General features: G+C 66.7%; 23 protein-coding genes. 10 read left to right on the top strand and 13 right to left on the bottom strand.

What is annotated here, in order from left to right:
* The first annotated feature begins 25 nt into the window (after positions 1 to 25).
* The 4 genes from mptB (at position 26) to ON04_RS11255 (ending at position 4,381) form a co-directional block, all read left to right on the top strand.
* The gene (mptB, locus tag ON04_RS11270) at positions 26 to 1,612 is read left to right on the top strand and encodes a polyprenol phosphomannose-dependent alpha 1,6 mannosyltransferase MptB (RefSeq protein ID WP_010541723.1); all 1,587 of its coding nucleotides are present in this window, start codon (positions 26 to 28) and stop codon (positions 1,610 to 1,612) included.
* A gap of 24 nt (positions 1,613 to 1,636) precedes the next feature.
* Positions 1,637 to 2,572 carry an ABC transporter ATP-binding protein gene (locus tag ON04_RS11265; protein ID WP_010541722.1) on the top strand — a complete coding sequence of 312 codons (936 nt, stop codon included), beginning with the start codon at positions 1,637 to 1,639 and terminating at the stop codon, positions 2,570 to 2,572.
* Positions 2,569 to 3,360 carry an ABC transporter permease gene (locus ON04_RS11260; RefSeq protein ID WP_010541721.1) on the top strand — a complete coding sequence of 264 codons (792 nt, stop codon included), beginning with the start codon at positions 2,569 to 2,571 and terminating at the stop codon, positions 3,358 to 3,360. The genes ON04_RS11265 and ON04_RS11260 overlap by 4 nt, the downstream gene beginning before the upstream one ends.
* Before the next feature lie 124 nt (positions 3,361 to 3,484).
* On the top strand, positions 3,485 to 4,381 hold the full coding sequence (locus ON04_RS11255; protein WP_010541720.1) for a COX15/CtaA family protein: 897 nt from the start codon (positions 3,485 to 3,487) through the stop codon (positions 4,379 to 4,381).
* Positions 4,382 to 4,440: 59 nt separating this feature from the next.
* On the opposite strand, the gene ON04_RS17110 is transcribed toward ON04_RS11255, so the two are convergent.
* Entirely contained in the window at positions 4,441 to 5,874 is a 1,434-nt protein-coding gene (locus ON04_RS17110) for a hypothetical protein (protein WP_010541719.1), read from the bottom strand.
* Positions 5,875 to 5,986: 112 nt separating this feature from the next.
* Between ON04_RS17110 and ON04_RS11245 the strand changes: the two genes are divergently transcribed.
* Positions 5,987 to 6,955, top strand: coding sequence for a quinone oxidoreductase family protein (locus ON04_RS11245; RefSeq protein WP_010541718.1), 969 nt, complete (start codon positions 5,987 to 5,989; stop codon positions 6,953 to 6,955).
* A gap of 37 nt (positions 6,956 to 6,992) precedes the next feature.
* On the opposite strand, the gene ON04_RS11240 is transcribed toward ON04_RS11245, so the two are convergent.
* The gene (locus ON04_RS11240) at positions 6,993 to 8,006 is read right to left on the bottom strand and encodes a heme o synthase (RefSeq protein ID WP_081477174.1); all 1,014 of its coding nucleotides are present in this window, start codon (positions 8,004 to 8,006) and stop codon (positions 6,993 to 6,995) included.
* 176 nt (positions 8,007 to 8,182) lie between these two features.
* Here ON04_RS11240 and tkt point away from each other — a divergent pair, with 176 nt between their 5' ends.
* From tkt to pgl, 5 genes are read left to right on the top strand one after another with little or no spacing between them, the layout of a single operon-like run.
* A complete protein-coding gene (gene tkt / locus ON04_RS11235; RefSeq protein ID WP_010541716.1) occupies positions 8,183 to 10,291 on the top strand; it encodes a transketolase in 2,109 nt (702 codons plus the stop codon).
* Positions 10,291 to 11,397, top strand: coding sequence for a transaldolase (gene tal, locus ON04_RS11230; protein ID WP_010541715.1), 1,107 nt, complete (start codon positions 10,291 to 10,293; stop codon positions 11,395 to 11,397). Before tkt ends, tal begins: the two co-directional genes overlap by 1 nt.
* A complete protein-coding gene (zwf, locus tag ON04_RS11225; RefSeq protein ID WP_010541714.1) occupies positions 11,394 to 12,974 on the top strand; it encodes a glucose-6-phosphate dehydrogenase in 1,581 nt (526 codons plus the stop codon). The genes tal and zwf overlap by 4 nt, the downstream gene beginning before the upstream one ends.
* The gene (locus ON04_RS11220) at positions 12,971 to 13,891 is read left to right on the top strand and encodes a glucose-6-phosphate dehydrogenase assembly protein OpcA (RefSeq protein ID WP_337998991.1); all 921 of its coding nucleotides are present in this window, start codon (positions 12,971 to 12,973) and stop codon (positions 13,889 to 13,891) included. The genes zwf and ON04_RS11220 overlap by 4 nt, the downstream gene beginning before the upstream one ends.
* 51 nt (positions 13,892 to 13,942) lie before the next feature.
* Complete coding sequence (gene pgl / locus ON04_RS11215) at positions 13,943 to 14,665, top strand: 6-phosphogluconolactonase (RefSeq protein WP_010541712.1); 723 nt, start codon at positions 13,943 to 13,945, stop codon at positions 14,663 to 14,665.
* A gap of 82 nt (positions 14,666 to 14,747) precedes the next feature.
* On the opposite strand, the gene secG is transcribed toward pgl, so the two are convergent.
* The 11 genes from secG to ON04_RS11160 form a co-directional block, all read right to left on the bottom strand.
* The gene (secG, locus tag ON04_RS11210; RefSeq protein WP_010541711.1) at positions 14,748 to 14,981 is read right to left on the bottom strand and encodes a preprotein translocase subunit SecG; all 234 of its coding nucleotides are present in this window, start codon (positions 14,979 to 14,981) and stop codon (positions 14,748 to 14,750) included.
* Positions 14,982 to 15,109: 128 nt separating this feature from the next.
* Positions 15,110 to 15,895: a triose-phosphate isomerase gene (gene tpiA, locus ON04_RS11205; protein WP_010541710.1), complete on the bottom strand. Its 786-nt coding sequence runs from the start codon at positions 15,893 to 15,895 to the stop codon at positions 15,110 to 15,112.
* A 27-nt stretch (positions 15,896 to 15,922) separates the two neighbouring features.
* Positions 15,923 to 17,140 carry a phosphoglycerate kinase gene (locus tag ON04_RS11200; RefSeq protein ID WP_010541709.1) on the bottom strand — a complete coding sequence of 406 codons (1,218 nt, stop codon included), beginning with the start codon at positions 17,138 to 17,140 and terminating at the stop codon, positions 15,923 to 15,925.
* 131 nt (positions 17,141 to 17,271) lie between these two features.
* Positions 17,272 to 18,288, bottom strand: coding sequence for a type I glyceraldehyde-3-phosphate dehydrogenase (gene gap / locus ON04_RS11195; protein WP_010541708.1), 1,017 nt, complete (start codon positions 18,286 to 18,288; stop codon positions 17,272 to 17,274).
* Between the two features lie 121 nt (positions 18,289 to 18,409).
* Positions 18,410 to 19,393, bottom strand: a complete 984-nt coding sequence (gene whiA / locus ON04_RS11190; protein WP_010541707.1) for a DNA-binding protein WhiA — start codon at positions 19,391 to 19,393, stop codon at positions 18,410 to 18,412.
* Positions 19,394 to 19,418: 25 nt separating this feature from the next.
* The gene (locus ON04_RS11185) at positions 19,419 to 20,435 is read right to left on the bottom strand and encodes a gluconeogenesis factor YvcK family protein (protein ID WP_010541706.1); all 1,017 of its coding nucleotides are present in this window, start codon (positions 20,433 to 20,435) and stop codon (positions 19,419 to 19,421) included.
* A gap of 8 nt (positions 20,436 to 20,443) precedes the next feature.
* Positions 20,444 to 21,316, bottom strand: a complete 873-nt coding sequence (rapZ, locus tag ON04_RS11180; protein WP_010541705.1) for an RNase adapter RapZ — start codon at positions 21,314 to 21,316, stop codon at positions 20,444 to 20,446.
* Positions 21,317 to 21,320: 4 nt separating this feature from the next.
* Complete coding sequence (uvrC, locus tag ON04_RS11175; RefSeq protein WP_010541704.1) at positions 21,321 to 23,390, bottom strand: excinuclease ABC subunit UvrC; 2,070 nt, start codon at positions 23,388 to 23,390, stop codon at positions 21,321 to 21,323.
* Positions 23,391 to 23,396: 6 nt separating this feature from the next.
* Entirely contained in the window at positions 23,397 to 23,870 is a 474-nt protein-coding gene (locus tag ON04_RS11170; protein ID WP_010541703.1) for a PH domain-containing protein, read from the bottom strand.
* Positions 23,867 to 24,343, bottom strand: coding sequence for a 6,7-dimethyl-8-ribityllumazine synthase (gene ribH, locus ON04_RS11165; RefSeq protein WP_010541702.1), 477 nt, complete (start codon positions 24,341 to 24,343; stop codon positions 23,867 to 23,869). Before ribH ends, ON04_RS11170 begins: the two co-directional genes overlap by 4 nt.
* The gene (locus tag ON04_RS11160; protein WP_010541701.1) at positions 24,340 to 25,596 is read right to left on the bottom strand and encodes a bifunctional 3,4-dihydroxy-2-butanone-4-phosphate synthase/GTP cyclohydrolase II; all 1,257 of its coding nucleotides are present in this window, start codon (positions 25,594 to 25,596) and stop codon (positions 24,340 to 24,342) included. The genes ribH and ON04_RS11160 overlap by 4 nt, the downstream gene beginning before the upstream one ends.
* Between the last annotated feature and the right edge of the window lie 35 nt (positions 25,597 to 25,631).

Here is a 25,631-nt window from a genome sequence, read left to right as displayed (position 1 = left end):
CAGCGGTGGACGAGAGGGCGAGACTGTGGCAGCCGATTCCCCGAGACGTGGCGCCGGTGCCGTGACCTCCCGCCTCCACGCCGAGGAACGCTTCACCGGCGCGCCGATGTCGGCGGCGATGGCCCGGCTGCGGCGAATCCGTCTGCTGGGTACCACGGCCGCGGTCGCCATGGCGGTCGGCGCTCTCGGCGCCGGGGCTCTGCCGGTGTTGCAGAACCCCGTGGCGGGCGAGCGGCTGTTCGGCCTGTGGCTACGACTTCAGCAGTCCTCGATGACCATCGTCATGACGGGGATGGTGGTGGTGACACTGTGCTGGCTGATGCTCGCACCCTACGTTCTTGGTTTCGACCGTCGGGGAAGGCTGAGTGGTCGCATAGATCGTGCGACGCTTGATCGGATCATCGCGTCCTGGGCGATCCCCTTGGCGCTAGCTCCGCCGATGTTCAGCAAGGACGTGTACAGCTATCTGGCGCAGGGTGCGATCGGAAACACGCTCGACGATCCCTATTCGCTCGGGCCGGTCTCCGCGCTGGGGACTTCACACGCACTCACGATCAACGTCCCTGATATCTGGCGAGACACCCCCAATCAGTACGGACCGCTCTTTCTGGGCGTGCAGAAGGTCATTCACGCGATCACCGGCGACGATGTGGTCGTCGGGACGATCCTGCACCGCATCGTGGCGGTGGTGGGAATCCTCATGCTCGGTTGGGCGGTCCCCCGTCTCGCCGAGTACTGCGGGGTCTCCGACGTCGCAGCTCTCTGGCTGGCCGTGGCCAACCCGTTGGTGCTGTTCCATCTCGTGTCCGGGATTCACTCCGAATCGCTCATGATGGGTCTGCTCGCCGTCGGTCTGGTCTTCGCGCTTCGGGCTGTCGCGTCCTCCGACTCTGGGTGGCCGGTTGCTGCGCAGTTCATCCTGGGCGCCGTCCTTGTGACCGGGTCAGCCCTCGTGAAGCTGCCGACGGTGGTCGCTCTGGGTTTCGTCGGCATGGCACTCGCACGTCGGTGGGGGGCCGGCTGGTCGGCGACCCTTGGCGCTGCAATGAGCATGCTGCTGATCAGCGGCGCGACAACCGCAGTCGCGATGTTCGCCACGTCGTCGGGTCTGGGCTGGATCACCAAGCTCGGAGCTGCCACCTCGCTTCGCAGCTGGCTGTCGCCACCGACCGCCATCGGGGTCATCGTGGGCGGGATCGGTCAGTATCTCGGCCTGGGCGACCACACCGAGCAGATCCTCGCGATGACCCAGACCGCAGCCCTCGTCCTGGCCGGTGCGTTCACCGTGAGAATGCTGTTCGCGGTCCAGTCCGGACGGATCCACCCCGTCGGCGGTCTCGGTGTGTCCATGGCGGCGATCGTTCTGTGTTTCCCGGTCGTCCAGCCGTGGTACGTACTGTGGGCTCTCGTCCCGCTCGCTGCGTGGGCAACACGGGTCGAGTTCAGAATCCCGGTGGTCGCGGTCAGCGCGATCCTCGCCTGTTTCACCCTGCCCCCCGGCGCTGGTCTGCCCCCGTTCGTCACAGTCCAGGCCTGGGCTGCTGCGGTGGCGAGTGTGCTGGTGCTCCTGGTCTTACTCTTCCGATGGCCGGGTCTCCTGCGCTACCGCTGACCCGCCCGGCCTAGACTCTGTGCCGTGATCTCACCTTCCGACTCCCCCGCGCTCTTCGTCGAGGGACTCGTCAAGAGATTCGGCGCCACGACTGCGGTCGCGGGTCTTGACCTCCGGCTCGAACAGGGGCAGGTCATGGCCTTGCTCGGCCCCAACGGGGCCGGTAAGACCACCACCGTGGAAATTTGCGAAGGGTTCATGCGCCCGGACGCCGGAACCGTGCGTGTCCTCGGGCTGGACCCGGTGAACGACCGTCAACAGGTCCGCAGCCGCATCGGCATGATGTTGCAGGGTGGCGGCGCGTACCCCGGAGTGCGGCTTGGCGAGATGCTGCGCCTGGTGGCCTCGTATTACGCCGACCCCCTCGACCCGGAATGGCTCCTTGACATCCTGGGACTGACGGATCACGTCAAGACGCCCTACCGCCGCCTCTCCGGTGGACAGCAGCAACGCCTGTCTCTGGCGATCGCGGTGCTGGGTCGCCCCGAACTCGTGTTTCTCGACGAGCCCACCGCGGGGCTCGACGCGCAGTCACGACGAGCGGTGTGGGACCTGGTCCACGCGCTCCGGCGCGACGGCGCGGCCGTCCTGCTGACCACGCACCTGATGGACGAGGCCGCCGCACTGGCGGATGACGTGGTGATCGTGGACCACGGCCGTCGCGTCGCCGCCGGGACCCCCGCAGAACTGGAACGGTCAGGCCTTTCCGAGGGAGTGACTCTGGTCGTCGAGGGAGACATCTCGCCAACACTGCTCGAGGGAGTCGTGGGCCCAGAGCACACCGTGACCCCGGGCACCGCGGTCGGAGTGCTGGAGATCCACGGTCCGGTGGCCCCCGCGCTCATGACCACCCTGTGCGCCACCCTCGAAGGTGCGGGCGTCCAGCTGACCTCTCTGGCCACCCGGACCCGAAGCCTCGAGGACGTCTTCCTCGACCTGACCGGACGGGAACTGCGATGACACACACCACCACCGGGACTGATCGGTTCGCCCCCGGGATGTTCGCCAACCCCTCCGTTCCGGCTTCCCGTGCGCGGATGACCGCGGCCCAGACCCGGATGGAACTCACCTTGTTCCTTCGCAACGGCGAGCAATTACTCGTCGCCCTGGTCATCCCGGTCGCGATCCTGTTCGCATTGACCGCAGTGGAATTCGGCTCGATCCCGGAACCGCGGATCGACCACGTGATCACCGCCGTATTAACTGTCGCGATCATGGGCACGGCCTTCACCGGCCAGGCGATCGCGGTCGGCTTCGACCGTCGATACGGAGCCCTCAAGCGACTCGGCGGGACGCCGCTGCCCCCGACCGTGATCATCATCGGGAAGATCCTCGCCACGCTCATCCTGGTGGCTGGGCAATCCGTGATCCTCGGGGCCGTCGCTGGGGCGCTCGGATGGCGGCCCGCACTCTCTGGTCTGGCCCTGGGTGCGATCGCGGTCGGCCTGGGCTCGGTGGCGTTCTCCTCTATGGGGCTACTGCTCGGGGGGACCCTGCGCGCGGAGATCGTTCTGGCCCTGGCCAACCTCATCTGGTTCGTCCTCATGGCAGGTGCCGGTCTGGCGATCGGGGTGGTCGACCTGCCGCCCGGGGTGGAGAACCTGCTCGTCGTCGTCCCCTCCTACGCCCTGACCACCGCATTGGTCACCGCCACCACAGGAGGGATCCCGGCCTTGGCTGCGCTGGTCCTGGTCCTTTGGACGATCCTCTGCGGTGGACTCGCCGTGCGTCACTTCTCGTTCACCTGAAAACGGGCGACCACAGGCCGCGGCCTAGAATCGGGGCGTGACCTCGACATCCCACGCCCCCACCTCCGGAGAACCGGCCGCGAGCGATCCAGGGACGGTCCCAGGCCCGCTCTCCCGGCTACCGATGCCGTCGCCGCGGGTGCAGAAGGGCATCGCGCTCGCGAACGTATTCGCCCAGATCGGCATCATGACGACCGGAGTCACGGTCCGCGTCACCGCCTCGGGACTCGGCTGTGAGACGTGGCCGCGCTGTAACCAGGACAGCTTCGTGCCGGTTCCCGGCGCCGGTCCCGCCATACATCAGGCCATCGAGTTCGGAAACCGACTCCTGACCTTCGTCCTGGCCGCGGTCGCCGTGGCACTGTTGCTCGCCCTCTACCGGGCAGGGCGCCGAAAGGGACTAATCATCCTCGCGTGGGCGATGCCCGCGGGCATCCTCGCGCAGGCGGTGATCGGTGGCATCACGGTCCTCGCCGGGCTCGCGTGGTGGACCGTCGCCCTCCACCTGCTGCCCTCGATGGTCTTGGCGTGGCTATCGGGTGTGCTGTTTGCTCGGATAGGTGAGGACGACAACGCCCCCGCGCGACGCGTCATCCCCAAGCCTCTGGCCTGGCTCACCGTTCTGTCCGCCGTCCTTATGGCGGGAGTGCTGGTCAGCGGGACAATGGTCACCGGTGCCGGACCTCACGCCGGAGACGCTCGGGTCGGCGTGGCGGACCGGCTGCAGATCCCCATCCAGTGGCTCGTCCATTTCCACGCCGAGCTCATGGTGGGGTACGTCTGCCTGTTGATCGGTCTGGTGGCCGGCCTGGTCGCGCTACGCACGGAAGGGCCAGCCGTGCGGCGATGTGCGATCCTCATCGGAATGATCGCCGCGCAGGCGGCCGTCGGCATCACCCAGTACCAGCTCGGTGTGCCGGAACTCCTCGTGGTGATCCACGTGACGTTGGCGGGCGCGATCACCGCCGTGACGGGGTCACTGTGGGCCGCGGGTGTCATCCGGGACCGCATCCGGGCTTGAGACTAGAACGACGACGGCCCAGCATCTCGCCGGGCCGGCGTCGTTAGTCGTGCGGGCGCCTAGAGTAGGGAGCCTGACCCTGCCATGCGCTTCCAGTGTCCCGTGGGAACGTCGGTCCTGGAGACGAGTTCGCGGGTCCAGTCCGACTCGGTGAGGCCGTCAATCCCATCGCGGACCGCCTCGGCCTGAGACAAGGTGTCGACCATAGTGTCTCCCAGGACACCGTCAGCGCCGACCAGGGTCACGCGGACACCGCTTCGGCCAACCGGCTGCAGAACCACATCTGCGGACCCGCCGTGACCGGCGATGAACTTCCGAACGAACTTCGCGACCTTCGCCGGTGGCGTTGGGCGAGCGGGTTCCGGCGCGGCTTCGATTTTCTTGGACGCGGCCTTCTCAGCGGTGGCAGTTTTTTCCGCGTCTTTTTTCTCCGCGTCGTTCTTTGCTGTGTTCTTCGCCTCCACCGGCGTGGTCGCGGGCTGGGCGGCCGTGGAGGATTCGGCGGGCTCCTCGACCGAGGCGGGTGTCTTGTCCTCCTCTGACAAGCCCTTGTCGTTCGTGGCCGTGGAGGCAGCTGCCGTGGCGCCTACGGCTGCCGCTCCCCCACCGAGTGCGATCTTGGCAGCGCCGCCACCGGGGGCCTTGGCCGTGGAGCCGCCGCCCAGTGAAAGACCGCCGGTTTTGCCGCCGCCGGGAGCCTTTGCGGCGGAACCGCCACCGAGGGTCACACCGCCCGACTTCTTCTCCGCGGCGGCCTCGGCGGGCGCGTCTTCTGTGGTGGCTTCCGGCGTCTGCTCAGACTTCGGGGCGGGCTCTACCCCAGCTTCCGTCGTTGCCGGTACCTGCTCCGCGGCCGGAGAGTTGTCTTTTGAGGAGGAAGTCGTTGCCGCGGCTGCCGCAGCTGCAGTGCCCGCAGCGCCACCCAGAACTAGCTTTCCGGCGGAGCCGCCGCCCGGAGCCTTGGCCTTGGAGCCGCCCCCCAGGGAGAGTCCACCGCCAGCCGACGGGGCCGCTGTGTTGGGTGCGGCCTTCTCCGGTTCGGTCGGGGTTACCTTGGGACCCGCCTGGCTGGCGGACGAGTTCACTGCCTCTGCAGGCGAGGTAGTCGGCGCATCGGAGGAAGTCGCCTGTGCGGGGGCCTCCGAAACCTCAACTTCGGTGATCCGAGAGGCGTGCAGGGTGGAGGCGCCCCCGCCCGGAGCCTTGGGTGCACGACGCCCGAGGGCGATCGATCCGCTGGAGGCAGCGGCTGCGCCGGCCGCTCCCGAGGGCGCCGCGGCAGTCCGGGACTCAGGAGTCGAAGCGGAGTTGGTCACCGCCGCGTCTTGAGGTTTCTTGGCTGCGGGCGCCCCGGCCGGGGCCTGCGCCGACTCCGTGGCGGGCGCCTGACCGGCTTTCGGCTCGGTGCCGGATCCGCTCGTGGCGATCTCGGGCCAGCCGGTTGCCCTGACTCGCGGCCCCCCGGCGTACTGGGAAAGGATCTGCAGGCTCATGGGGGTAGCCTATCGCCTCCGGTCCGCGCGTTCTCGCAGCACTCCCGGGACGACGCTAACCAGTGTGTCGATCAGGGCTGCGCTCAGTCGGCGCCTGGCGGATACTGCTCCCATGCGTGCCATTCGAATCTCCGAACACGGTGGGCCCGACGTTCTGGAAACGGTCGAGCTGGACACCCCCTCCCCCGGCGTCGGTGAAGTTCTCATCCGCACCACGGCTGTCGGGGTCAACTACATCGACACCTACCTTCGGCAGGGCACATACCCGCGCGACCTCCCCTTTATTCCCGGCAACGAAGGCTCGGGGGTGATCGAGCAGATTGGCGAGGACACGCGGGGCCTGCTGCCTGGCGACCGGGTGGCCTGGTGTCAGGTGCCCGGGTCATACGCGGAGTACGTTGTGGCGCCCGCCGAGGCGTTGGTCGCGGTGCCGGACGAGATCTCTGACGAGGTGGCGGCGTCGATGCTGTTGCAGGGGCTCACAGCGCACTACCTCATCACCGATACCCACAGGGCCCTCGGTGGGGACACGGTCCTCATCACGGCCGGTGCCGGCGGTGTCGGGCAGCTGCTCATCCAGTTAGCGGTGACGCATGGTTTCCGGGTCATCACCACCACGTCGACGGAAGAGAAGGCAGAAATGTGCCGTTTGCTCGGCGCGCATCACGTTCTGCAGTACTCCGATGCCACCCCCGAACGGGTTCGTGAGCTGTCGGATGGTGGTGTGGCGACGGTATTCGACGGGGTGGGTTTGGATACCTTCGACAGCAGTCTGGCCTCGCTTGCCCGCCGCGGGTCCCTGGTGCTGTTCGGCGCGGCGAGTGGTCCGGTTCCGCCGGTGGACCCGCAGCGGCTCAACGCCGCCGGATCAGTGTTCCTCACTCGCCCGACGCTCGCTGACTTCATCGCTGACGCCCGGGAGTACCGCGAGCGAGCGGCCGAAGTGATGGAGGGGATCGTCGACGGATCACTCAGGTTGAGCGTGGGGGCGACCTTCGGGCTCTCGGAGGCGGCAGAGGCGCACCGAGCGTTGGAATCGCGCGAGACCACGGGTTCGGTGATACTGGACCCGGCCCGGTGATCGGGTGGTGGCCACTCCGGTCAGACGACTAGGCGTATCAGAGGAACGGGAGCATCTCCGAGACGGTCTGCAAGCCTAGGACGGCATCGATCGACAGAGCCACAAAGACCCCGGCCAGGTAGTTATTCGAGAGAATAAAGAGCTTGAGCGGTTTGACCTCGATACCGCGCCGGACCCCGGCTTCGAGACGATGTGCCATCACGATGAACCACACTCCGAAGCCAATCGCGCCGACCGCGTAGACCCAGCCTGCGGCGGGCAATAGGACCAGGGTGCACAGCACGGTGATCCAGGTGTAAATGGTGATGCGACGTGTGACGCCCTCTTCGGACATGACCACCGGCAGCATTGGGACGCCGGCCGCCTTGTAGTCCTCCTTGTACCGCATGGCCAACGCCCACGTGTGGGGCGGAGTCCAGAAGAAGATGACGAGGAACAGCACGACCGCCTGCCACCAGTTGCCAGGATGGTCCGGCACGTTGTCAGTGATGACAGCCCAGGAAACGAACACCGGCATACATCCGGCGGCGCCTCCCCAGACGACGTTTTGAGCGGTACGGCGCTTGAGGATCATCGAGTAGACGACCACGTAGAACAGGATCGTGATCAGGATGAAGATGGCTGCGAGCCAGCTCTTGGCCAGAAAACCCAGCCAGAGCATGCTGGCCGCTCCGAGCACGAGCCCGAAGATCAGGGCTGCTCTGGGGGTGATCGCATGGCGTGCGAGCGGCCGACGTTCCGTGCGCTTCATGACCTGGTCGATGTCGTAGTCGACCACCATGTTGAGCGAATTCGCACTCGCTGCGCCCATCCAGCCGCCGACCAGTGTCAGCAGAACCAGCGAGAGGTGGATATGACCGCGGTCCGCCTGCAGGAGGGCAGGAATGGCGGCGACCAGCAGCAGCTCGATGACTCGGGGCTTGGTGAGGGCGATGTACGCCATCACCACGTCGACCGCGCGGGCCCGCCCGCTCGCCGGAGCCGGCCGCCCCGTGGACTCTGGAGCGGAGACAGAATGTCCCCCACTCCGTGTCGGGGTGGAATCGTGCACCGGTACTCCTCGCAGCAGACGTGAACGCTCTACTCCGTTGATAGTACGTCCCCTGCGCGCTGGCGGCGAAAGAGCGGGGGCGGGGACCACGAGACCCGAGACGCACCTGACCACTAAGGTGGTTCACGACATACGCGCGGATCCGCGCCGCACCCTCAGACCCGGGAGAACCACAAGTGACCAGCGCGTCGGAGATCACCGAGCTCACAACCGCCCGCCACCCGTCCGATTGGACGGAACTGGATACCCGAGCGGTGGACACCGCTCGGGTCCTCGCGGCCGAGGCGGTGCAGAACTGTGGCAGCGGCCACCCGGGCACCGCGATGAGCCTCGCGCCACTGGCTTACACGCTCTACCAGCGGGTGATGCGACATGACCCCGCGGACCCGAAGTGGGTCGGCCGGGACCGATTCGTCTTGTCGTGCGGCCACTCCTCGCTCACCCAGTATATCCAGCTCTACCTCGCCGGATTCGGCCTGGAGCTGGAGGACCTCAAGGCGCTGCGAACTTGGGGTTCCAAAACCCCAGGACACCCCGAGTGGAACCACACGGCGGGCGTGGAGATCACCACCGGTCCCCTCGGGCAGGGGCTGGCCTCAGCCGTGGGCATGGCGATGGCCGCCCGCTACGAGCGCGGACTGTTCGACCCGGAGACCCCTGCGGGCAAGAGCCCGTTCGACCACTTCATCTACGTGATCGCCTCGGACGGTGACCTGCAGGAGGGTGTCACCGCGGAGGCCTCGTCCTTGGCGGGTACCCAGCAGCTCGGCGGTCTGATCGCGATCTACGACGACAACGAGATCTCGATTGAAGACGACACCGATATCGCATTCAATGAGGACGTCGCGGCACGCTACGAGGCTTATGGGTGGCATGTCCAGACGGTGAACGGCGGCGAGGACGTGGCCGCCATCGAGGAGGCGATCGCCGAGGCGCGTGCAGTAATTGACAAGCCGTCAATCATCGTTCTGCGCACGGTCATCGCTTACCCCGCCCCCAACCTGATGAACACGGGTGCCTCGCACGGAGCTGCGCTCGGCCAGGACGAGGTCGACGCGGTCAAGGAGATCCTGGGCATGGGCGGCTCGGAGCCGTTCACCGTCGCGGACGAGGTCATTGCCCACACTCGGTCGGCGCGTGACCGCGGTGCTCGTGCCCACGCGCAGTGGAGCGATATGTTCCACGCCTGGGCGGATGCCAACCCGGAGCGAAAGGCACTGTTCGACCGCGTCTACGCGGGCAAACTTCCTGAGGGGTGGGATGCCGGACTCCCCACCTGGGAGGCCGACGCGAAGGGCGTCGCTACCCGCAAGGCGTCCGCCGAGGCCATCCAGGCTCTCGCCGCCACGCTTCCAGAGCTGTGGGGCGGGTCATCGGACCTCGCAGGGTCCAACAACACTCCCATCAAGAACGCGAACTCCTTCGGCCCGCCCTCCATCTCCACTGAGACGTGGACGGCGTCGACCTACGGACGCAACCTGCACTTCGGGGTCCGTGAGCACGCCATGGGTGCGATCCTCAACGGCATCGCCCTCCACGGTCCCACCCGCCCGTACGGCGGGACGTTCCTCATATTCAGTGACTACATGCGGCCGGCGGTCAGGCTCGCTGCGCTCCAGGGCAGTAACGCCTACTACGTGTGGACCCATGACTCGATCGGCCTCGGCGAGGACGGACCAACCCATCAACCCGTCGAGCAGCTCGCCGCACTGCGGGCGATCCCGGGTCTGGCGGTCATCCGCCCGGCGGACGCTAACGAAACCGCGGCCGCGTGGCGTGCGATGCTCGAGGCGGTCGACGGTCCCAAGGGCCTGTGCCTGACCCGCCAGAACGTCCCGGTGCTCGATGGCACGGCGGAACTCGCCCGCGAGGGGGTCGAGCGTGGCGCGTACGTCCTGTCGGAGGCGTCCACGGGGACCCCTGAGGTAATCCTTATGGGTACCGGCTCGGAGGTCCAGCTGGCGGTCGCCGCCCGTGAAACCCTCCAGGCTGAGGGCGTTCCCACCCGGGTCGTCTCGATTCCGTGCGTCGAGTTCTTCGACCAGCAGGACGCCGAGTACCGCGAGTCTGTTCTCCCGCGGGCGGTTCGTGCCCGGGTCTCTGTCGAGGCCGGTATCGCGATGCCGTGGCACCGTTTCCTAGGAGATGCGGGTCGCGCGGTCTCGCTCGAGCATTTCGGCGCCTCAGCGCCGTTCGAGACACTGTTCGAAGAGTTCGGTATCACCGCCGACGCTGTAGTCGGCGCGGCCCGCGAATCCCTCGCGGCCGTCACCGGGGAGGCATAATGACCAACGCTAATCTCGCAGCACTGAGCGCCGCAGGGGTGTCCGTGTGGCTCGACGACCTGTCTCGTCAGCTACTCACCTCCGGTGAGCTCGAAAAACGGATGTCGACCTACTCGATAGTGGGAGTCACCACCAACCCTGCCATCTTCCAGTCAGCTTTGGCCGACTCATCGGCGTACGAATCCTCACTCGCCGAAGCCGTTCAGGCAGACCGGGACGTGGATTCCGTTGTCCGGGCCCTCACCACGTCGGATGTGCGCGACGCGTGTGACGTCTTCGGTCGAATTTTCGAGATCACCGACGGAGTGGACGGCCGCGTGTCATTGGAAGTCGATCCACGACTGGCGGACGAGACCGAACAGACCGTGACGCAGGCTGTGGAGTTGGCGGACGTGGTCGATCGCCCCAACGTTATGATCAAGATCCCCGCGACCGCTGCGGGTCTGCCGGCGATCACCGATGTCATCGGTCGCGGCATCGACGTCAACGTCACCCTGATCTTCTCGGCCGATCAGTACCGACGGGTGGCCGAGGCCTACCTCACGGGACTCGAGAACGCCGCAGCGGCGGGGCACGACCTTTCGCGCATCCATTCGGTTGCGTCTGTCTTCGTCTCCCGCCTGGACTCCGAGGTCGACTCCCGACTAGCAGCCGACTCGGAGTTGCGGGGCAAGGCAGGCCTGGCTAACGCACGCTTGTGCCAGGAGGTCTACGACGAGGTCTTCGACCCCGAGGGGCGTTTCGGTGCTCTCGCCGACCGCGGCGCCCGCCCCCAGCGTCTGCTGTGGGCCTCTACGGGTGTGAAGGACCCTGCCTATCCAGACACCTTGTACGTGACCGGTCTAGTCACGCACGGAACCGTCAACACCATGCCGTACGGCACGATCGAAGCGTTCGCCGACCACGGCGTGCTCGAAGGTGACACCGTCCGTGGGGCCGCGGCTGATTCCCGCGCCACGCTCGATGCTCTGCGTGCCGACGGGATCGACCTCGACGAGGTTTTCACCCTCCTCGAGCAGCAGGGTGTGGAGAAGTTCGTCACGGCGTGGGACGACCTTCTCGCCACCGTCAGGACGCGGATCGACGAGATCCAGTCGGGGTCGTGAGCAACCCCGACAAGGTCGCCTCCCCTGGCACCGACTCGCGCAATCGGCCCGGTAACGGCGGGAGTAACCCGCTCCGGGACCCGAGGGACAGGAGACTCCCCCGAATCGCCGGTCCGTCCGGGCTCGTCATCTTTGGCGTCACGGGCGACCTATCCAAGAAAAAGCTCATCCCAGCCATCTACGACCTGGCCAACCGCGGTCTGCTCCCCCCGGGGTTCTCGCTGATCGGGTTCGGTCGTCGTAAGTGGTCTCACGACGAGTTCGCCGAGTTCGCGCGGGAACACGCCCGCGAGCGCTGCCGCACCCCGTTCCGTGAGGATGTGTGGCAGCAGCTGGCCGTGGGCATCCGCTTCGTCTCCGGGAATTTTGACGACGACGAGGGTTTCGATCGCCTCGCGGACCAGCTGGCCGCTCTGGAATCGAAACAGGGCACGGCGGGAAACTACGCATTCTACCTGTCCATCCCGCCTGACGATTTTCCCACAGTGTGCCGCCACCTCGACCGGACGGGCTGCACCAGGGCTGCGGAGGGTTCGTGGCGTCGGGTGGTCATCGAGAAGCCGTTCGGGCACGACCTTGACAGCGCCAAGGAACTTAACAAAGTGGTGGGAGCGGTTTTCCCCGAGGATTCGGTGTTCCGAATCGACCACTATCTCGGCAAGGAAACGGTTCAGAATATTCTCGCCCTGAGGTTCGCTAACCAGCTGTTCGAACCGGTCTGGAACGCCAATCACGTCGACCATGTCCAGATCACCATGGCCGAGGACATCGGACTCGGAGGTCGGGCTGGGTACTATGACGGAATCGGTGCCGCCCGTGACGTCATCCAGAACCATCTCATCCAACTGATGGCACTCGTGGCGATGGAGGAGCCCACCGATTTCTCGGCGGCAGCACTCCGGGCGGAGAAGACCAAGGTCCTCGAGTCGACGTCTTTGGCGCTGCCGATCTCCGAGACCGCCGCGCGGGGTCAGTACTCAGGCGGGTGGCAGGGCTCCGAGCAGGTTGTGGGGCTCAAGGACGAGGAGGGCTACGATCCGTCGTCGACCACCGAGACCTACGCCGCTATCACTCTAGAGGTCCATAATCGCCGGTGGGCTGGAGTTCCGTTCTACCTGCGGACCGGTAAGCGACTGGGGCGTCGGGTCACTGAGATTGCGGTGGTGTTTCGTCGGGCACCGCACCTGCCGTTCGATTCGACGATGATCCAGGAGCTAGGCCAGAACGCTCTGGTGATCAGAGTGCAACCCGACGAGGGCGTCACCCTCCGATTCGGATCCAAGGTTCCGGGCACCGCGATGGAGGTCCGGGACGTCAACATGGATTTCGCGTACGGCGAGGCGTTCACCGAGTCCTCCCCCGAGGCCTACGAGCGACTCATCCTCGATGTCCTACTGGGCGAGCCGTCGCTATTCCCGGTATCGCGCGAAGTGGAGTTGAGCTGGACACTGCTCGACCCGGTTCTGCGAGAGTGGGAGTCCCAGGGCACGCCTGAGCAGTATCAGGCGGGAACTTGGGGGCCGAAGGGCGCAGACGAGATCTTGGCCCGTAGTGGACGCACATGGAGGCGACCGTGATCATCGACCTGCCCGACACCTCCACCCGGGAGATCTCCAAGAAACTCGTGCAGATCCGGGAGGAAGCCGGCCTCAGTACGATCGGCCGCGTCCTGACTCTCATCGTCCTCACCGATCACGTGCGTGGAAGTGAGGCCGCGATCGAAGCGGCTAACGAGGCCAGCCGCGAGCATCCGTGCCGGGTGATCGTGGTGATCCGCGGCCGGCGCGCGGATCAGGATCGGCTGGACGGCCAGATCCGGGTCGGAGGCGACGCCGGGGCTGCCGAAGTGGTGGTTCTGCGAACCTCCGGTGCCATGGCTTCACAATCCGCGGCCCTAGTCACTCCCCTACTCCTGCCCGATACCCCGCTCGCGGTCTGGTGGCCCCGGCACTCCCCCACGCTGCTGTCCGAGGATCGTGTGGGACGGCTGGCACGGCGTCGCATCGTCGATTCCGATGTCGAGGGCCACCCGACGGACGCACTGGCCAAACGGGCTGCGGGCTACGCCCCCGGTGATACCGACCTGGCCTGGGCTCGCATCACCCACTGGCGGTCGCTGCTCGCCGCGACTCTCGACCGCCCGCCGTTCGAACCGATCACCGGCGCGACCGTCTGCGGTCCCGAGCGTGCCGCTTCGGTGGATCTTGCAGGCGGGTGGCTCGCCTCGCGCCTCGGGATTGACGTGCACCGCGCGGTCGGCCCCCACATGGTGGTTCTGGAGCGGGCCTCCGGATCCATCGTCATCGAGCAGATAAGTGCCACCTCCGCAGAACTGCGGATCACCGGTCAGGAGCCGACCAGGGTCGCCCTCGTCGGCCGATCAGTCGCTGATTGCCTCGCGGAGGAGTTGCGCAGGATGGACACTGATGGTGTCTACGCCGACGCACTGGCCAATCATGACCGTGTCATCTACACCTCGGCGTCTGTTCGCTGATCCCGAGATCGGCCTGCAAGGACGCCCCAACCCACAACCCCAGGAGCGCCGATGTCCAACACCCGTCATCTCGTCCATCCCGACGCGGACACCCTCGCCCGAGCCGCGGCTCTCGCGGTTGCCGGACACCTCAACGAGCGCATCGCCTCGACAGGGCGGGCCACCCTGTCGCTCACCGGGGGCTCAGTGGGAGTGAAGACCGCCGAGGCTCTGGCTGATGCCGAGATCGACTGGTCCAAGGTCACCATCTACTTCGGTGACGAGCGATTTGTCTCCGCCGACGACCCCGAGCGCAATGACGGCCAACTCGCCCGCGTTCTCCTGGACTCTCTTGGCGGCCGACCGACGATCCACCGTTGGCCGGCTCGCACCGCGGAGGACTCTGACGTCGACGCAGCCGCTGAGAAGTTTTCCGCAGAGCTGGATCTACAACCGGGCAACGAGCCGCTCTTCGACGTGACGATTCTCGGAATGGGGCAGGAGGGCCACATCGACTCGATTTTTCCCCACACACCCGCTGTCGCCGAGACAGAACGACTGATCGTTGGTGTGCGAGACTGCCCCAAGCCGCCGCCAGAGCGCCTTACCTTCACGCTCCCAGCGGTGCGGAGCTCTCGGCACGTCCTCGTTGTGGCGGCCGGTGGTAGCAAGGCCGAGGCGGTGGCCAAGGGACTGGGCGGAGCCGATCCGGCGGAGTGGCCGGTCGCAGGTGCCGTGGGTACCGAGTCGACCACATACCACCTCGATGGGCCCGCCGCGTCGATGTTGGGCTGATACAGAGGGCACAGACAGAACAAACGGGGTGCGCCCCTCCCGCTGGCGGGAGGGGCGCACCCCGTTTGTGATTACGTGTGGGTCAACCGAACCTGACAACCAAGCCCACCGCGACGATGGCGATGAGCCATAGCACGGCCACGATCACTGTGACGCGGTCAAGGTTCCGCTCCACGACGCTGGAGCCGGAGAGGCTCGACTGGACTCCGCCGCCGAAGAGCGAGGACAGTCCGCCACCCTTGCCGCGGTGCAGCAGGATGAACAGGATCAGCAGCAGGCTGGTGGTGACCAGGAAGATGTCCAGGGCGAGCTTCATGTAGAAATCGTGCCTCACGTCAGGTCGGGCGGTCGGGTAGCGACCGCTATAGACTACCCGGTCGGGCGTCCACGGCGAATCCCGGCGCGCCCCGACCGCTGAGGCAGGGTCGCGCAGGGACTTTCAGGTCAGGGCAACGGGCCGCCGGCCGCGATAGCGGACAGCTGAGCAAACTCGTCGGGTTTGAGCGACGCCCCGCCCACGAGGCCACCATCGACATCGGTCTGCTCGAGGAGCTCACCGACGTTGGCGGCGTTGACGCTGCCGCCGTACAACACGCGCATCTGCTCGGCGGTGTCGGTATCGGCCAGTTCGGCCAGCGCCTCGCGGATGGCAGCGCAGACTTCCTGAGCGTCTGCGGCGGATGCTGTCTTTCCGGTGCCGATCGCCCACACGGGCTCGTAGGCGACCACCGTGGACGCGAGCTGATCTTTGGCCAGCCCGGCGAGCGAACCCTTGAGCTGCTCCACCACAAAGCGAACGTGGTCGCCTGCTTCGCGGACCTCCAGCTTCTCCCCCACACACACGATCGGGGTCAGTCCGTTCTGGTGGCATGCGGCGGCCTTTGCCGCCACCAACTCGTCCGTCTCTGCGTGGTAGTCACGCCGCTCGGAGTGGCCGACCACAACGTAGGTGCAGCCGAGCTTGGCGAGCATACCCGCCGAGATCTCGCCGGTGTAGGCACCGGACTCGTGGACGGAGACGTCCTGGGCACCGTAGTCGAATCCGAGCTTGTCGCCCTCGATCACGATCTGGACGCCGCGGATGTCGGTGAATGGCGGGATGAATGCCACGTCCACCTTGTCGAGGTACTTCTCGGGCAGTGCGAAGGCGACCTTCTGCACAAGCGCGATGGCTTCGAGGTGGTTGAGGTTCATCTTCCAGTTACCGGCGATGAGCGGGGTGCGTGCCATGTTCTCTCCTGTGGTCGACGAGCCTGGTCAGTTGGTTCGCTCGAGCGCAATGACGCCGGGCAGTTCCTTGCCCTCGAGGTACTCCAGGGAGGCGCCGCCCCCGGTGGAGATGTGCGAGAAGTTCTCCTCGCCGAGCCCGAGCGTGCGGACCGCAGCCGCGGAGTCGCCACCGCCGACAACCGAGAACGCACCGTTTTTGGTGGCGGTGATGATCGCCTCGGCGACACCTCGGGTGCCGGCCGAGAACGCCTCGAACTCGAAAACCCCCATTGGGCCGTTCCAGAACACGGTTTTGGCGGCAGAGAGCTTCTCCGCGAAAGCTCTGACAGACTCAGGGCCGATGTCGAGTCCGATCTTGCCTTCGGGGATCGCGTCTGCGTCGACTGTTGTGTGCGCGGCGTCGGCAGCGAAGGCGTCAGCGGCCACCACGTCCAGCGGGAGGCTGATCACGTCACCGAATTTCGCCAACAGATCCTTACAGGTGTCGATCATCTCCTCCTGCAGGAGCGAGGAACCGACCCGATGCCCTTGGGCGGCCAGGAACGTGAAGCACATGCCGCCACCGATCACGAGGGTGTCGACCTGGGGAGCGAGCGCCTCGATCACGGCGAGCTTGTCCGAGACTTTGGACCCGCCCAGGACCACGGCGTACGGGTGTCCGGGGTCCTGGGTCAGGTTAGCCAGGACCTCCACCTCGCTCTGGACCAGATCGCCCGCGTAGGCGGGCAGGTTTTTGGCCACGTCGTACACCGAGGCCTGCGCACGGTGGACAACGCCGAAACCATTAGAAACAAACGCGCCGTCATCGCCGACCAAGGTTGCGAGCTCGGCGGCGAAGGCCGCACGCTCGGACTCGTCTTTGCTGGTCTCACGCGGGTCGAAGCGGACGTTCTCGACCATCAGCACGTCACCGTCGGTGAGTCCGTTGGCACGCTCACGGGCGTCGGAACCAACGACGTCGCCGGCGAGCTGAACGTAGCGGCCGAGCTCGTCGCCGAGCTTCTCGGCCACGGGAGCGAGTGAGAACTCGGGGTCGACCTTGCCGCCGGGGCGACCGAGATGCGCTGTGATCACTAGGGCAGCTCCCGCGTCGAGGAGCGCGTTGAGCGTGGGCAGGGAGGCCGTGATGCGTCCTGCGTCGGTGATGACGTTGCCGTCGAGCGGGACGTTCAGGTCGCAGCGGACGAGGATCTTTCGACCTTCGACGCCGACCTCGAGCAGATCCTTGAGCGTGCTCACTGCCATGGGGTGGATTCCTCCGGGTGATGCGGTGGTTTCGGATGTGTGGTGATGCCACACCGGGCCCGGCCGGGACGCTCTGGGCGTCCCCGGACCGGGCCCGGTGGTGAACCTGGTGTCGCGAGGCCCCGGGGCTCTTACAGCGACTTACCGACGAGGCCGATGAGGTCGGCCAGACGGTTGGAGTAACCCCACTCGTTGTCGTACCAGGAGGCGATCTTGATCTGGCCGTCGATCGCCTTGGTCAGCGGCGCGTCGAAGATCGACGAGTGCGGGTCGGTCACGATGTCGGAGGACACGATCGGATCCACGTTGTACTTAAGGATGCCCTTCATCGGGCCCTCGGCAGCAGCCTTCATCGCAGCGTTGACCTCGTCGACGGAGGCCTTCTTCTCAAGCTCGACCGTGAGGTCGGTGAGGGAGCCGGTGGGCAGAGGAACGCGCACGGCGTAGCCGTCGAACTTGCCCCTGAGCTCGGGCATCACCAGCTCGACAGCCTTGGCTGCACCGGTCGAGGTGGGCACCATGTTGATCGCGGCCGCCCGGGCACGACGCGGGTCCTTGTGCGGCGCGTCCAGCAGGTTCTGATCAGCCGTGTAGGCGTGAATGGTGGTCATGAGGCCCTTGATGATCCCGAACTCGTCGGACAGGACCTTGGCCACCGGCGCGAGGCAGTTGGTGGTGCAGGACGCATTGGAGATGATCGTCTGAGAGCCGTCGTACTGGTCGTCGTTGACGCCCATGACCACGGTGAGGTCTTCGCCGGAGGCGGGGGCCGAGATGATGACCTTCTTGGCTCCGCCGTCGAGGTGGCCGCGGGCTTTATCCGCCGCGGTGAAGATGCCGGTGGACTCGACCACCACATCGACGCCGTAGTCGCCCCACGGCACCGAGGCCGGGCCCTCCTTGACGGCGAGCGCACCGATGGTGGTGCCCCCGACGGTCAGCGACTTGTCGTCGAAGGTGACGTCCTTGCCCAGACGGCCGAGAGTCGAGTCGTACTTCAGGAGGTGAGCGAGCATGTCGTTCGTGGTCAGGTCGTTGACGGCCACGATCTCGATGTCCGTCTCGCCCTGGGCCTTCAGAGCCTCCACCGCGCGGTAGAAGTTGCGGCCGATACGTCCGAATCCGTTGATGCCTACGCGCACGGTCACGTGATGTCTCCTTATTGGTGGTGCGAGAACACTGGACGTCACCGGGGCCGGGTGGGGCCCGGGACGTGATCCAGACTACCTGGGCACCCGCCGGTGGCGTGCAGAGTCCTCCGGGGTGGGATCAGGCGTCGTCGAGCATGTCCTCGGTCACCACGGATTCAGTGTCCGGGATGCCCAGTTCCGAGGCCTTCCGGTCCGCCATCGACAGCAGCCGCCGGATCCGCCCGGCCACCGCGTCCTTGGTCATGGGCGGGTCCGCGAGTTGGCCGAGTTCTTCCAGCGAGGACTGTCGGTGCTGGACTCGCAGCTCGCCGGCCGCGAGCAGATGATCGGGCACGTCCTCGGCCAGAATCTCGAGCGCGCGCTGTACCCGCGCGGCCGCCGCCACCGCGGCGCGGGCGGACCGCCGTAGATTCGCGTCGTCGAAGTTCGCCAGGCGATTTGCGGTGGCGCGAACTTCACCACGGGAACGGCGTTCCTCCCAGACATCCCTGGTCGAGGAAGCTCCCATCCGGGCTAGCAGGACGCCGATGGCCTCCCCGTCGCGAATGACGACGCGGTCCCCACCGCGCACTTCGCGGGCCTTGGCCGCAACCCCGAGTCGTCGGGCCGCGCCGACCAGAGCCATGGCGGCTTCGGCGCCGGGCGCGGTGACCTCGAGGGCGGACGACCGTCCGGGCTTGGTGAGGGAACCGTGCGCGAGGAACGCCCCGCGCCACGCGGACTCCGCCGCCGCCACGGAGCCGCCGACGACCGCGGCCGGCAGCCCTCGGGCGGTGCGGCCTGTGTTGTCGATCAACCCCAGTTGACGGGCGAGGTCGGCACCCCGGTCGATGACACGCAGCACGAATTTCCGCGCGGGTCGCCCACCAGATGCCCCGATCGGGTGTATTTCGCAGGCGACAGAGAACAGCGAGTCGAGTTCGCCGGCCAACCTGTCAGCGATCTCGCCGGAGTCCACCTCAGCTTCGATCACCAGACGACCGGAGAGCACTTGGAGTGTCCCGGCGAACCTGAGTAGCGAGGCGACTTCAGCCCTCCTGGTCTCGGTGTTCCCCACAGGGACCCTCACCAGTTCGGACTTGACCTGTGCGGTCAGCGACACGCCCTGCTCCTTCGTTCTCCGGTCATTACTCCGACCCCCCGGTGACCGACGCTGCGAGCGCTGAGGCCAGCAGTGCCGGATCGTGGACGGGTCTCATCGTCCCATCCGCGGCGGTACGCGCTATCTCCGCGGTCATCACACGCGCCCCCAGTCCGGCGGCCGCGCGGTCCAGGTGCGCTCGTTCTGTGGCACTCAGGGGCATCCGCGGGTCCACCAGGACCACGTCCACGTCGACGTCAGGCGCGTGCTGGCGCAGAACGTGCAGATGCTGTTCGGCGGAGAACCCCGCGGTCTCCCCGGGCTGGGGCGCGAGATTCAGCACCAACACCTTCGTCGCGGTCGTACGGGAGAGAGCGGCGGCGATCTCCGGGACGAGAACGTTCGGGATCACGCTGGTGAACCAGGATCCCGGTCCCAGGACCACGAGATCGGCGTCATCGATGGCCTTCACGACCCCCGCAGCGGCCGGAGGGTCTGGAGGTATAAGCCGGACCCGCCTGACCCGACCGGGCGTGGTGGCTACGGCTACCTGGCCGATGATCGTGCGGACGACCCGCGGGTCGGCCTCGAGACCCACTACCTCGGCCGCGATGTCGAGCGCGATCGGTGACATCGGGAGGACTCGACCGGACACACCGAGGATCGAACCCACGGCGTCTAACGCCTTGAGTGGGTCTCCCAGAAGTTCCCACAGGCCGGCGAAGACGAGATTGCCTACCGCGTGTCCGGCCAGTGCGCCGGAGCCCCCGTACCGGTGCTGGAAAAGTCTGGTCAACAACTCGTGCTGATCGTCGTCCGCGGCAAGTGCGCAGAGGGCCATCCGCAGGTCGCCGGGCGGAAGGATGCCGAGTTCGCGGCGCAACCTACCCGAGGAGCCCCCGTCGTCGGCGACCGTCACAACGGCTTTGATGTCCTCGGCCACGATTCGCCCGGCTCGTAGTGTCGCCGACAGACCGTGGCCGCCACCGAGTGCGACGAGGGACGGGATAGTCGGATGGGGCTCATCGCTCTCGCCGTCCGAGGTGGTGGCGTCATCGTTCATTGTGGGCCTCACTCCCGCCCGAGGTCGCGGTGGCGCACATGGACGTCCACCGATTCCAATCCGGACAGTCGCCCGGCCAGTGATTCGGAAATGGCGACGCTCCGGTGTTTGCCGCCGGTGCAGCCCACCGCGATGGTCATGTAGCGCTTGCCCTCACGGCGGTATCCGGTCATGGCGAGGCTGATCATCGTCTGCGCGGCCTGAAGGTATTCCTCGATCGATTCGTCTGCCAGCACGTAGTCCTGGACCGGTTTCTCCCGACCGGTGTGGGGCTGGAGTTCCGGGATCCAATGGGGATTGGGCAGGAACCGCATGTCCAGCAGCATGTCGACATCTACCGGCACGCCGTACTTGAAACCGAACGACTCCACGGTCAGATGGAAATCGAAGCCGAGATCACCGAACGGCGTTTCCAGTCGGTGTCTCAGGTCGTGGACGCTCAGCGAGGCGGTGTCCACCACCACGTCGGCCCGTCCCCGCAGGCCCTCCAGGACTTTGCGTTCACGTTCGATGCCGTCGATCAGACCGCCGCCGGACTGTAGCGGATGCGAGCGACGCACGTTGTTGAAGCGGCTGACCAGTGCCTCGTCCGAGGCGTCGAGGAATAGGATCCGTGCCCGATCGCGGCCGTCGAAGAGCTCGAGCAGGTCTGCGAGATGGTCGTCGAATCCGAGGCTCCGGGTGTCGGCGACGATGGCCAGGCGGAGGGGTTCGTCATCGGAGTTACCGAACCTGTCCAGAAGGTCACCGACGAACGTCAGGGGCAGATTGTCCACGACGTACCAGCCGAACTCCTCGAGCACCTTCGACGCGGTGCCCTTACCGGCTCCCGACATCCCGCTGATGAGGAGAAGTTCGCGTCCCTCGTCCACTACGTCCATCGTGTCACCTCGCGTCATCCGCGCCACCCGTATCGGTCGGCTGCGTCGAGTCTCGCACGTTCGCTGACGGCGCGTCCGACTGCTCGGCTGGTGGACGGAGTGCGGCCTGGATGGCCGCGGCGACATTGGGTCCGATGCCGGGCACGGTGCACAGGTCGTCGGCATCCGCCGCGCGCATCGCGGACACGGTCGGGAACTTCTCCAACAGGGCCGCGCGCCGAGAGGGGCCAAGACCTGGGATGCCGTCCAGGACAGAGGTGGTCATTCGCTTGGACCTGGCGCCGCGGTGGGCTTTAATGGCGAACCTGTGGGCTTCGTCGCGGAGCCGTTGGAGCAGAAAGAGTCCCTCGCCGTGACGGGGAAAGATCACCGGGTACTCCTCCCCCGGCAGCCAGATCTCTTCGAGACGCTTGGCGATCCCGATCACGGGAACGTCGTTCACCCCCAGTTCGGACAGCACCTCCGCTGCCGCTTCGACCTGTGGGCGCCCGCCGTCGACCACGTACAACTGGGGCGGATACGCAAACCTGCGGGCGGGCTGGGCCGTGTTCTCGGTGCCGGGCTCATCGTCGACGGGCCCATCCGTGTCATCCGGGGTCACCGCGGGCTCGTCGTGGTGCCTGCGGAACCTGCGTCGCGTCACCTCGGCGATGCTCGCCACGTCATCCGAGTGGCCGTCGCCGGCGGCGTCGCGGATCCGGTAGAGCCGGTAGTCGCTCTTGCGCGGGATGCCGTCCTCGAACACCACCAGGGACGCCATGACATCCGTGCCCTGCGTGTGGGAGATGTCCACGCACTCGATTCGTAGTGGTGCCGTCTCAAGTTCGAGGTTTTCCTGAATTTCCTGCAGCGCGGCCGACCTCGCGGTGAGATCACCGCTGCGCCGCAGCTTGTGCTGGGTGAGCGTCTCGACGGCATTGCGGTGAACGGTCTCCGCCAGTGCGCGTTTGTCTCCGCGCTGTGGAATCCGCAGTGACACCCTGGAACCGCGGAGTCCGGAGAGCCAGTCCGCGAGTTGGTCGGAGTCCTCCGGTAGGGCGGGCACGAGCACCTCGCGGGGCACGGCCGCAGCGATGTCGCCGGATTCGGCGGCTTCTGCCAGGTCGGCCTCGCCTCCGTAGAACTGCGCGAGATAGTCGGAGATGACACCGGGAATGGCCCGTTTGGCGTCGAACCGACCATCGTCGTCCACGCCGTGGGAGTGTTCGACCACCCAGCCGCGCTGACCACGGATCCGCCCGCCGCGCACGTGGAACACCTGCACCGAGACCTGCAGTTCGTCTGCCTCCACGCCCACCACATCAGCGTCGGTACCGTCCCCGAGCACGACCGCCTGCTTCTCCATGGCCCGCTTCATGGCGCCCAGGTCGTCGCGTAGTCGGGCTGCGCGTTCGAAGTCGAGGTCCTCGGAGGCCTCGAGCATCTGCTTCTCGATCCGGCGCATGATCACGTCGGTTCGGCCGGCGAGGAAGTCGATCAGCTCGTTGACGATGGATCGGTGCTCGTCAGGTGTGACCCGACCGATGCAGGGGGCGGCACACTTGTCGATATAGCCCAACAGGCAGGGCCTGCCCAGTTGGGCCTGACGCTTATAGACGCCGGCGGAGCACGACCGTACGGGGAACACCCGCTGCAGGGTGTCGAGGGTGTCGCGGATGGCCCACGCGTGGGAGTACGGACCGAAGTAACGCGTCCCGGGACGACGCGGGCCCCGGTAGACGAAGGCGCGGGGGATCTCCTCCCCCACGGTCACGGCGAGCAGAGGGTAGGTCTTGTCGTCGCGGTAGCGGACGTTGAAGCGGGGGTCGTACTTTTTTATCCACGTGTACTCGAGCTGGAGGGCCTCGACCTCAGTGGAGACCACGGTCCACTGGACACCGGAGGCGGAGGTCACCATCTGCCGGGTCCGGGGATGCAGCAGGGTCAGGTCGGCGAAATACGAGCCGAGCCGACTACGGAGGTTCTTGGCCTTACCCACGTAGATGACACGCCCGTGCTCGTCACGGAAGCGGTAGACCCCGGGCTCCGTGGGAATGGAGCCGGGCGCCGGTCTGTAGGTACGCGGATCGACCACGGCGGATCAGCGGTCGGCGACGGTCTCGGGATCGGCGGCCGAGGGCTTGTACGTGCGAACAACCTCGCGCAGGCGCGACATGGCCTCGACGCCTTCCACCCGGTCAAAGGTCTGTATGGCCCAGATGCCGGCGTGCTCGTAGGCCGGCAGTTCCAGTCTCGGGAAGTAGCTCGACCGCGGAAACGTCAGGCCGACGATGTCCACCCAGGGCCAGAGCCGGGTTCGAAGGGGACCGCGAAGTTCGACCCCCTGCTCCCCCACGCGCACGCGGATACGGAGCAGCGTCAGCAGGACACCGGCGAAGATCAGTCCGGTCACCACAAAGGCGAGCTGATCGGCGATGCCGATCGTCACCCCGGTGTCGCCGCGGACGAGGATCACGGCCCAGACCACGTGAACGATCACGATGAGAACCGCCAGCACGATCACGGCTTTCCGCATCCGACGTGGCTCGTGTGCGAAGTCCCATTCGTCGTTCACAGTCCGGCCCTCAGGTCCCGCAGGGTCAGTGCTACGCCCAGAGCAGCGGCGACCGCCTCGCCGCCCTTGTCCTCTGCCGCGCCCTCATGGCCGTCGCGGTCTCGGGCCTGCTTCTCGTTCTCGGTGGTGAGCACGCCGTGCGCCACAGGGGTTGCCTCATCCAACGCGATGCGGGTCAGGCCGTCGGTGACGGAGCGACACACGTAGTCGAAATGCGGTGTCGACCCCCTGATGACCACCCCAAGCGCCACCACGGCGTCGTTACCGCGGGCGAGCTCCTGGGCAACGACCGGAAGCTCGACGGCCCCGGTGACCCGGGCGACCGTCACCGCGGCACCAGAGGCTTCGGCGACGGCCAACGCGCGGTTCAGCAGTTGCGTACAGATCTCTTCATGCCAGGTGGACGCCACCACCCCCAGGCGGAGTCCGCGGGCGTCGGGGACAACCATTTCGGGCCTACCGTTACCGCTCATCGTCGATCCTCTCCGTCTGTAGATCCCTCGGCCTGCTCGTCCAGGTCATCGAGGAGGTGGCCCATCCGGTCGCGCTTGGTCCGCAGGTACCGCAGGTTCTCAGAGGTCACCGCGGTGGGCATCGGGACGCGTTCGGTCACCTCCACCCCTCCGGCGCTCAATGCGTCGGCTTTGGCGGGATTATTGGTCATCAGTCGAACTCTGCTCACCCCGAGATCCCGCAGCATCTGTGCGGCGAGGCTGAAGTCACGGGCGTCGGCCGGCAGACCCAGATCGAGATTGGCGTCGACGGTGTCGCGTCCCTGGTCTTGCAGCTGGTAGGCGCGGAGTTTCTGAACCAGGCCGATCCCCCGGCCCTCGTGGCCGCGCATGTACAGCACCACGCCGCGGCCCTCGTCGCAGATCGCCGAGACGGCCGCGTCCAACTGGGGACCGCAGTCACAGCGGAGGGAATGGAAGACGTCGCCGGTCAGACATTCGGAGTGAATCCGGACGGGGACCGGCTCATCGCCCGAAATATCCCCGGCCACCATGGCTACGTGCTCGACGCCCTGGATGACGTCCCGGTACCCGTGCGCGGTCATGGTGCCGGCCGGGGTGGGGATTCGTGCGGCGGCCTCGTGAACGATCTGCACCTCATGGGCGCGACGCCAGGCCTGCAGATCCTCGATGGTGATCATGGCCAGCCCGTGCTCGTCGGCGAACTGCCGGAGTTCGGTGGTGCGGGCCATTGTGGTGGGGTCTTCTTCGGAGACGATCTCGCAGATCACGCCAGCAGGTCGCAGTCCCGCCAGTCGTGCGAGATCCACCGCGGACTCCGTATGCCCGGGGCGGGTGAGTACACCACCGGGGCGCGCCCGCAGGGGCACCACGTGGCCCGGTCGGGTGAAGTCGCCGGGAACGGTCTCCCCGGAGGCGAGCAGTCGCGCCGTCCGCGCCCGGTCGGCCGCCGAGATCCCGGTGGTCACACCGATCCGCGCATCCACCGTGACGGTGTAGGCGGTGGAGTGCCGGTCCTCATTGATGGCACGCATGGGCGGCAGATCGAGTCGCAAGCAGTCGTCGGCCTCGAGCGCAACGCAGACGAAGCCGGAAGAGTAGCGGACGAGGAAGCCCATGAGCTCCGGTGTGGCGAGTTCGGCGGCGAAGATCAGATCGCCCTCGTTCTCCCGGTCCTCGCTGTCCACCACCACCACGGCTCGTCCCGCGGCGATGTCGGCGATGGCGCGGTCGATGCCGTCGAAGGTGGTCACTGCTGCGGGTTCTCCTCGGTCGAAAGGCCCGGACG

Origin of the sequence: Dietzia alimentaria 72, from assembly GCF_000226215.1 — a bacterium.
Lineage (GTDB): Bacteria > Actinomycetota > Actinomycetes > Mycobacteriales > Mycobacteriaceae > Dietzia > Dietzia alimentaria.
Note: the sequence above shows the minus strand (reverse complement) of the source record. Positions and strands in the feature narration are given on the sequence as shown.

Bases quoted from the DNA above. Each gene is read 5' to 3' on its own strand.
- ON04_RS17110 (WP_010541719.1), bottom strand. From the start codon at position 5,874: ATGAGCCTGCAGATCCTTTCCCAGTACGCCGGGGGGCCGCGAGTCAGG.
- ON04_RS11260 (WP_010541721.1), top strand. From the start codon at position 2,569: ATGACACACACCACCACCGGGACTGATCGGTTCGCCCCCGGGATGTTC.
- ribH (WP_010541702.1), bottom strand. From the start codon at position 24,343: ATGAGCGGTAACGGTAGGCCCGAAATGGTTGTCCCCGACGCCCGCGGA.
- pgl (WP_010541712.1), top strand. From the start codon at position 13,943: ATGTCCAACACCCGTCATCTCGTCCATCCCGACGCGGACACCCTCGCC.
- ON04_RS11185 (WP_010541706.1), bottom strand. From the start codon at position 20,435: ATGAACGATGACGCCACCACCTCGGACGGCGAGAGCGATGAGCCCCAT.
- tpiA (WP_010541710.1), bottom strand. From the start codon at position 15,895: ATGGCACGCACCCCGCTCATCGCCGGTAACTGGAAGATGAACCTCAAC.
- ON04_RS11200 (WP_010541709.1), bottom strand. From the start codon at position 17,140: ATGGCAGTGAGCACGCTCAAGGATCTGCTCGAGGTCGGCGTCGAAGGT.
- ON04_RS11255 (WP_010541720.1), top strand. From the start codon at position 3,485: ATGCCGTCGCCGCGGGTGCAGAAGGGCATCGCGCTCGCGAACGTATTC.
- tal (WP_010541715.1), top strand. From the start codon at position 10,291: ATGACCAACGCTAATCTCGCAGCACTGAGCGCCGCAGGGGTGTCCGTG.
- ON04_RS11245 (WP_010541718.1), top strand. From the start codon at position 5,987: ATGCGTGCCATTCGAATCTCCGAACACGGTGGGCCCGACGTTCTGGAA.
- secG (WP_010541711.1), bottom strand. From the start codon at position 14,981: ATGAAGCTCGCCCTGGACATCTTCCTGGTCACCACCAGCCTGCTGCTG.
- rapZ (WP_010541705.1), bottom strand. From the start codon at position 21,316: ATGGACGTAGTGGACGAGGGACGCGAACTTCTCCTCATCAGCGGGATG.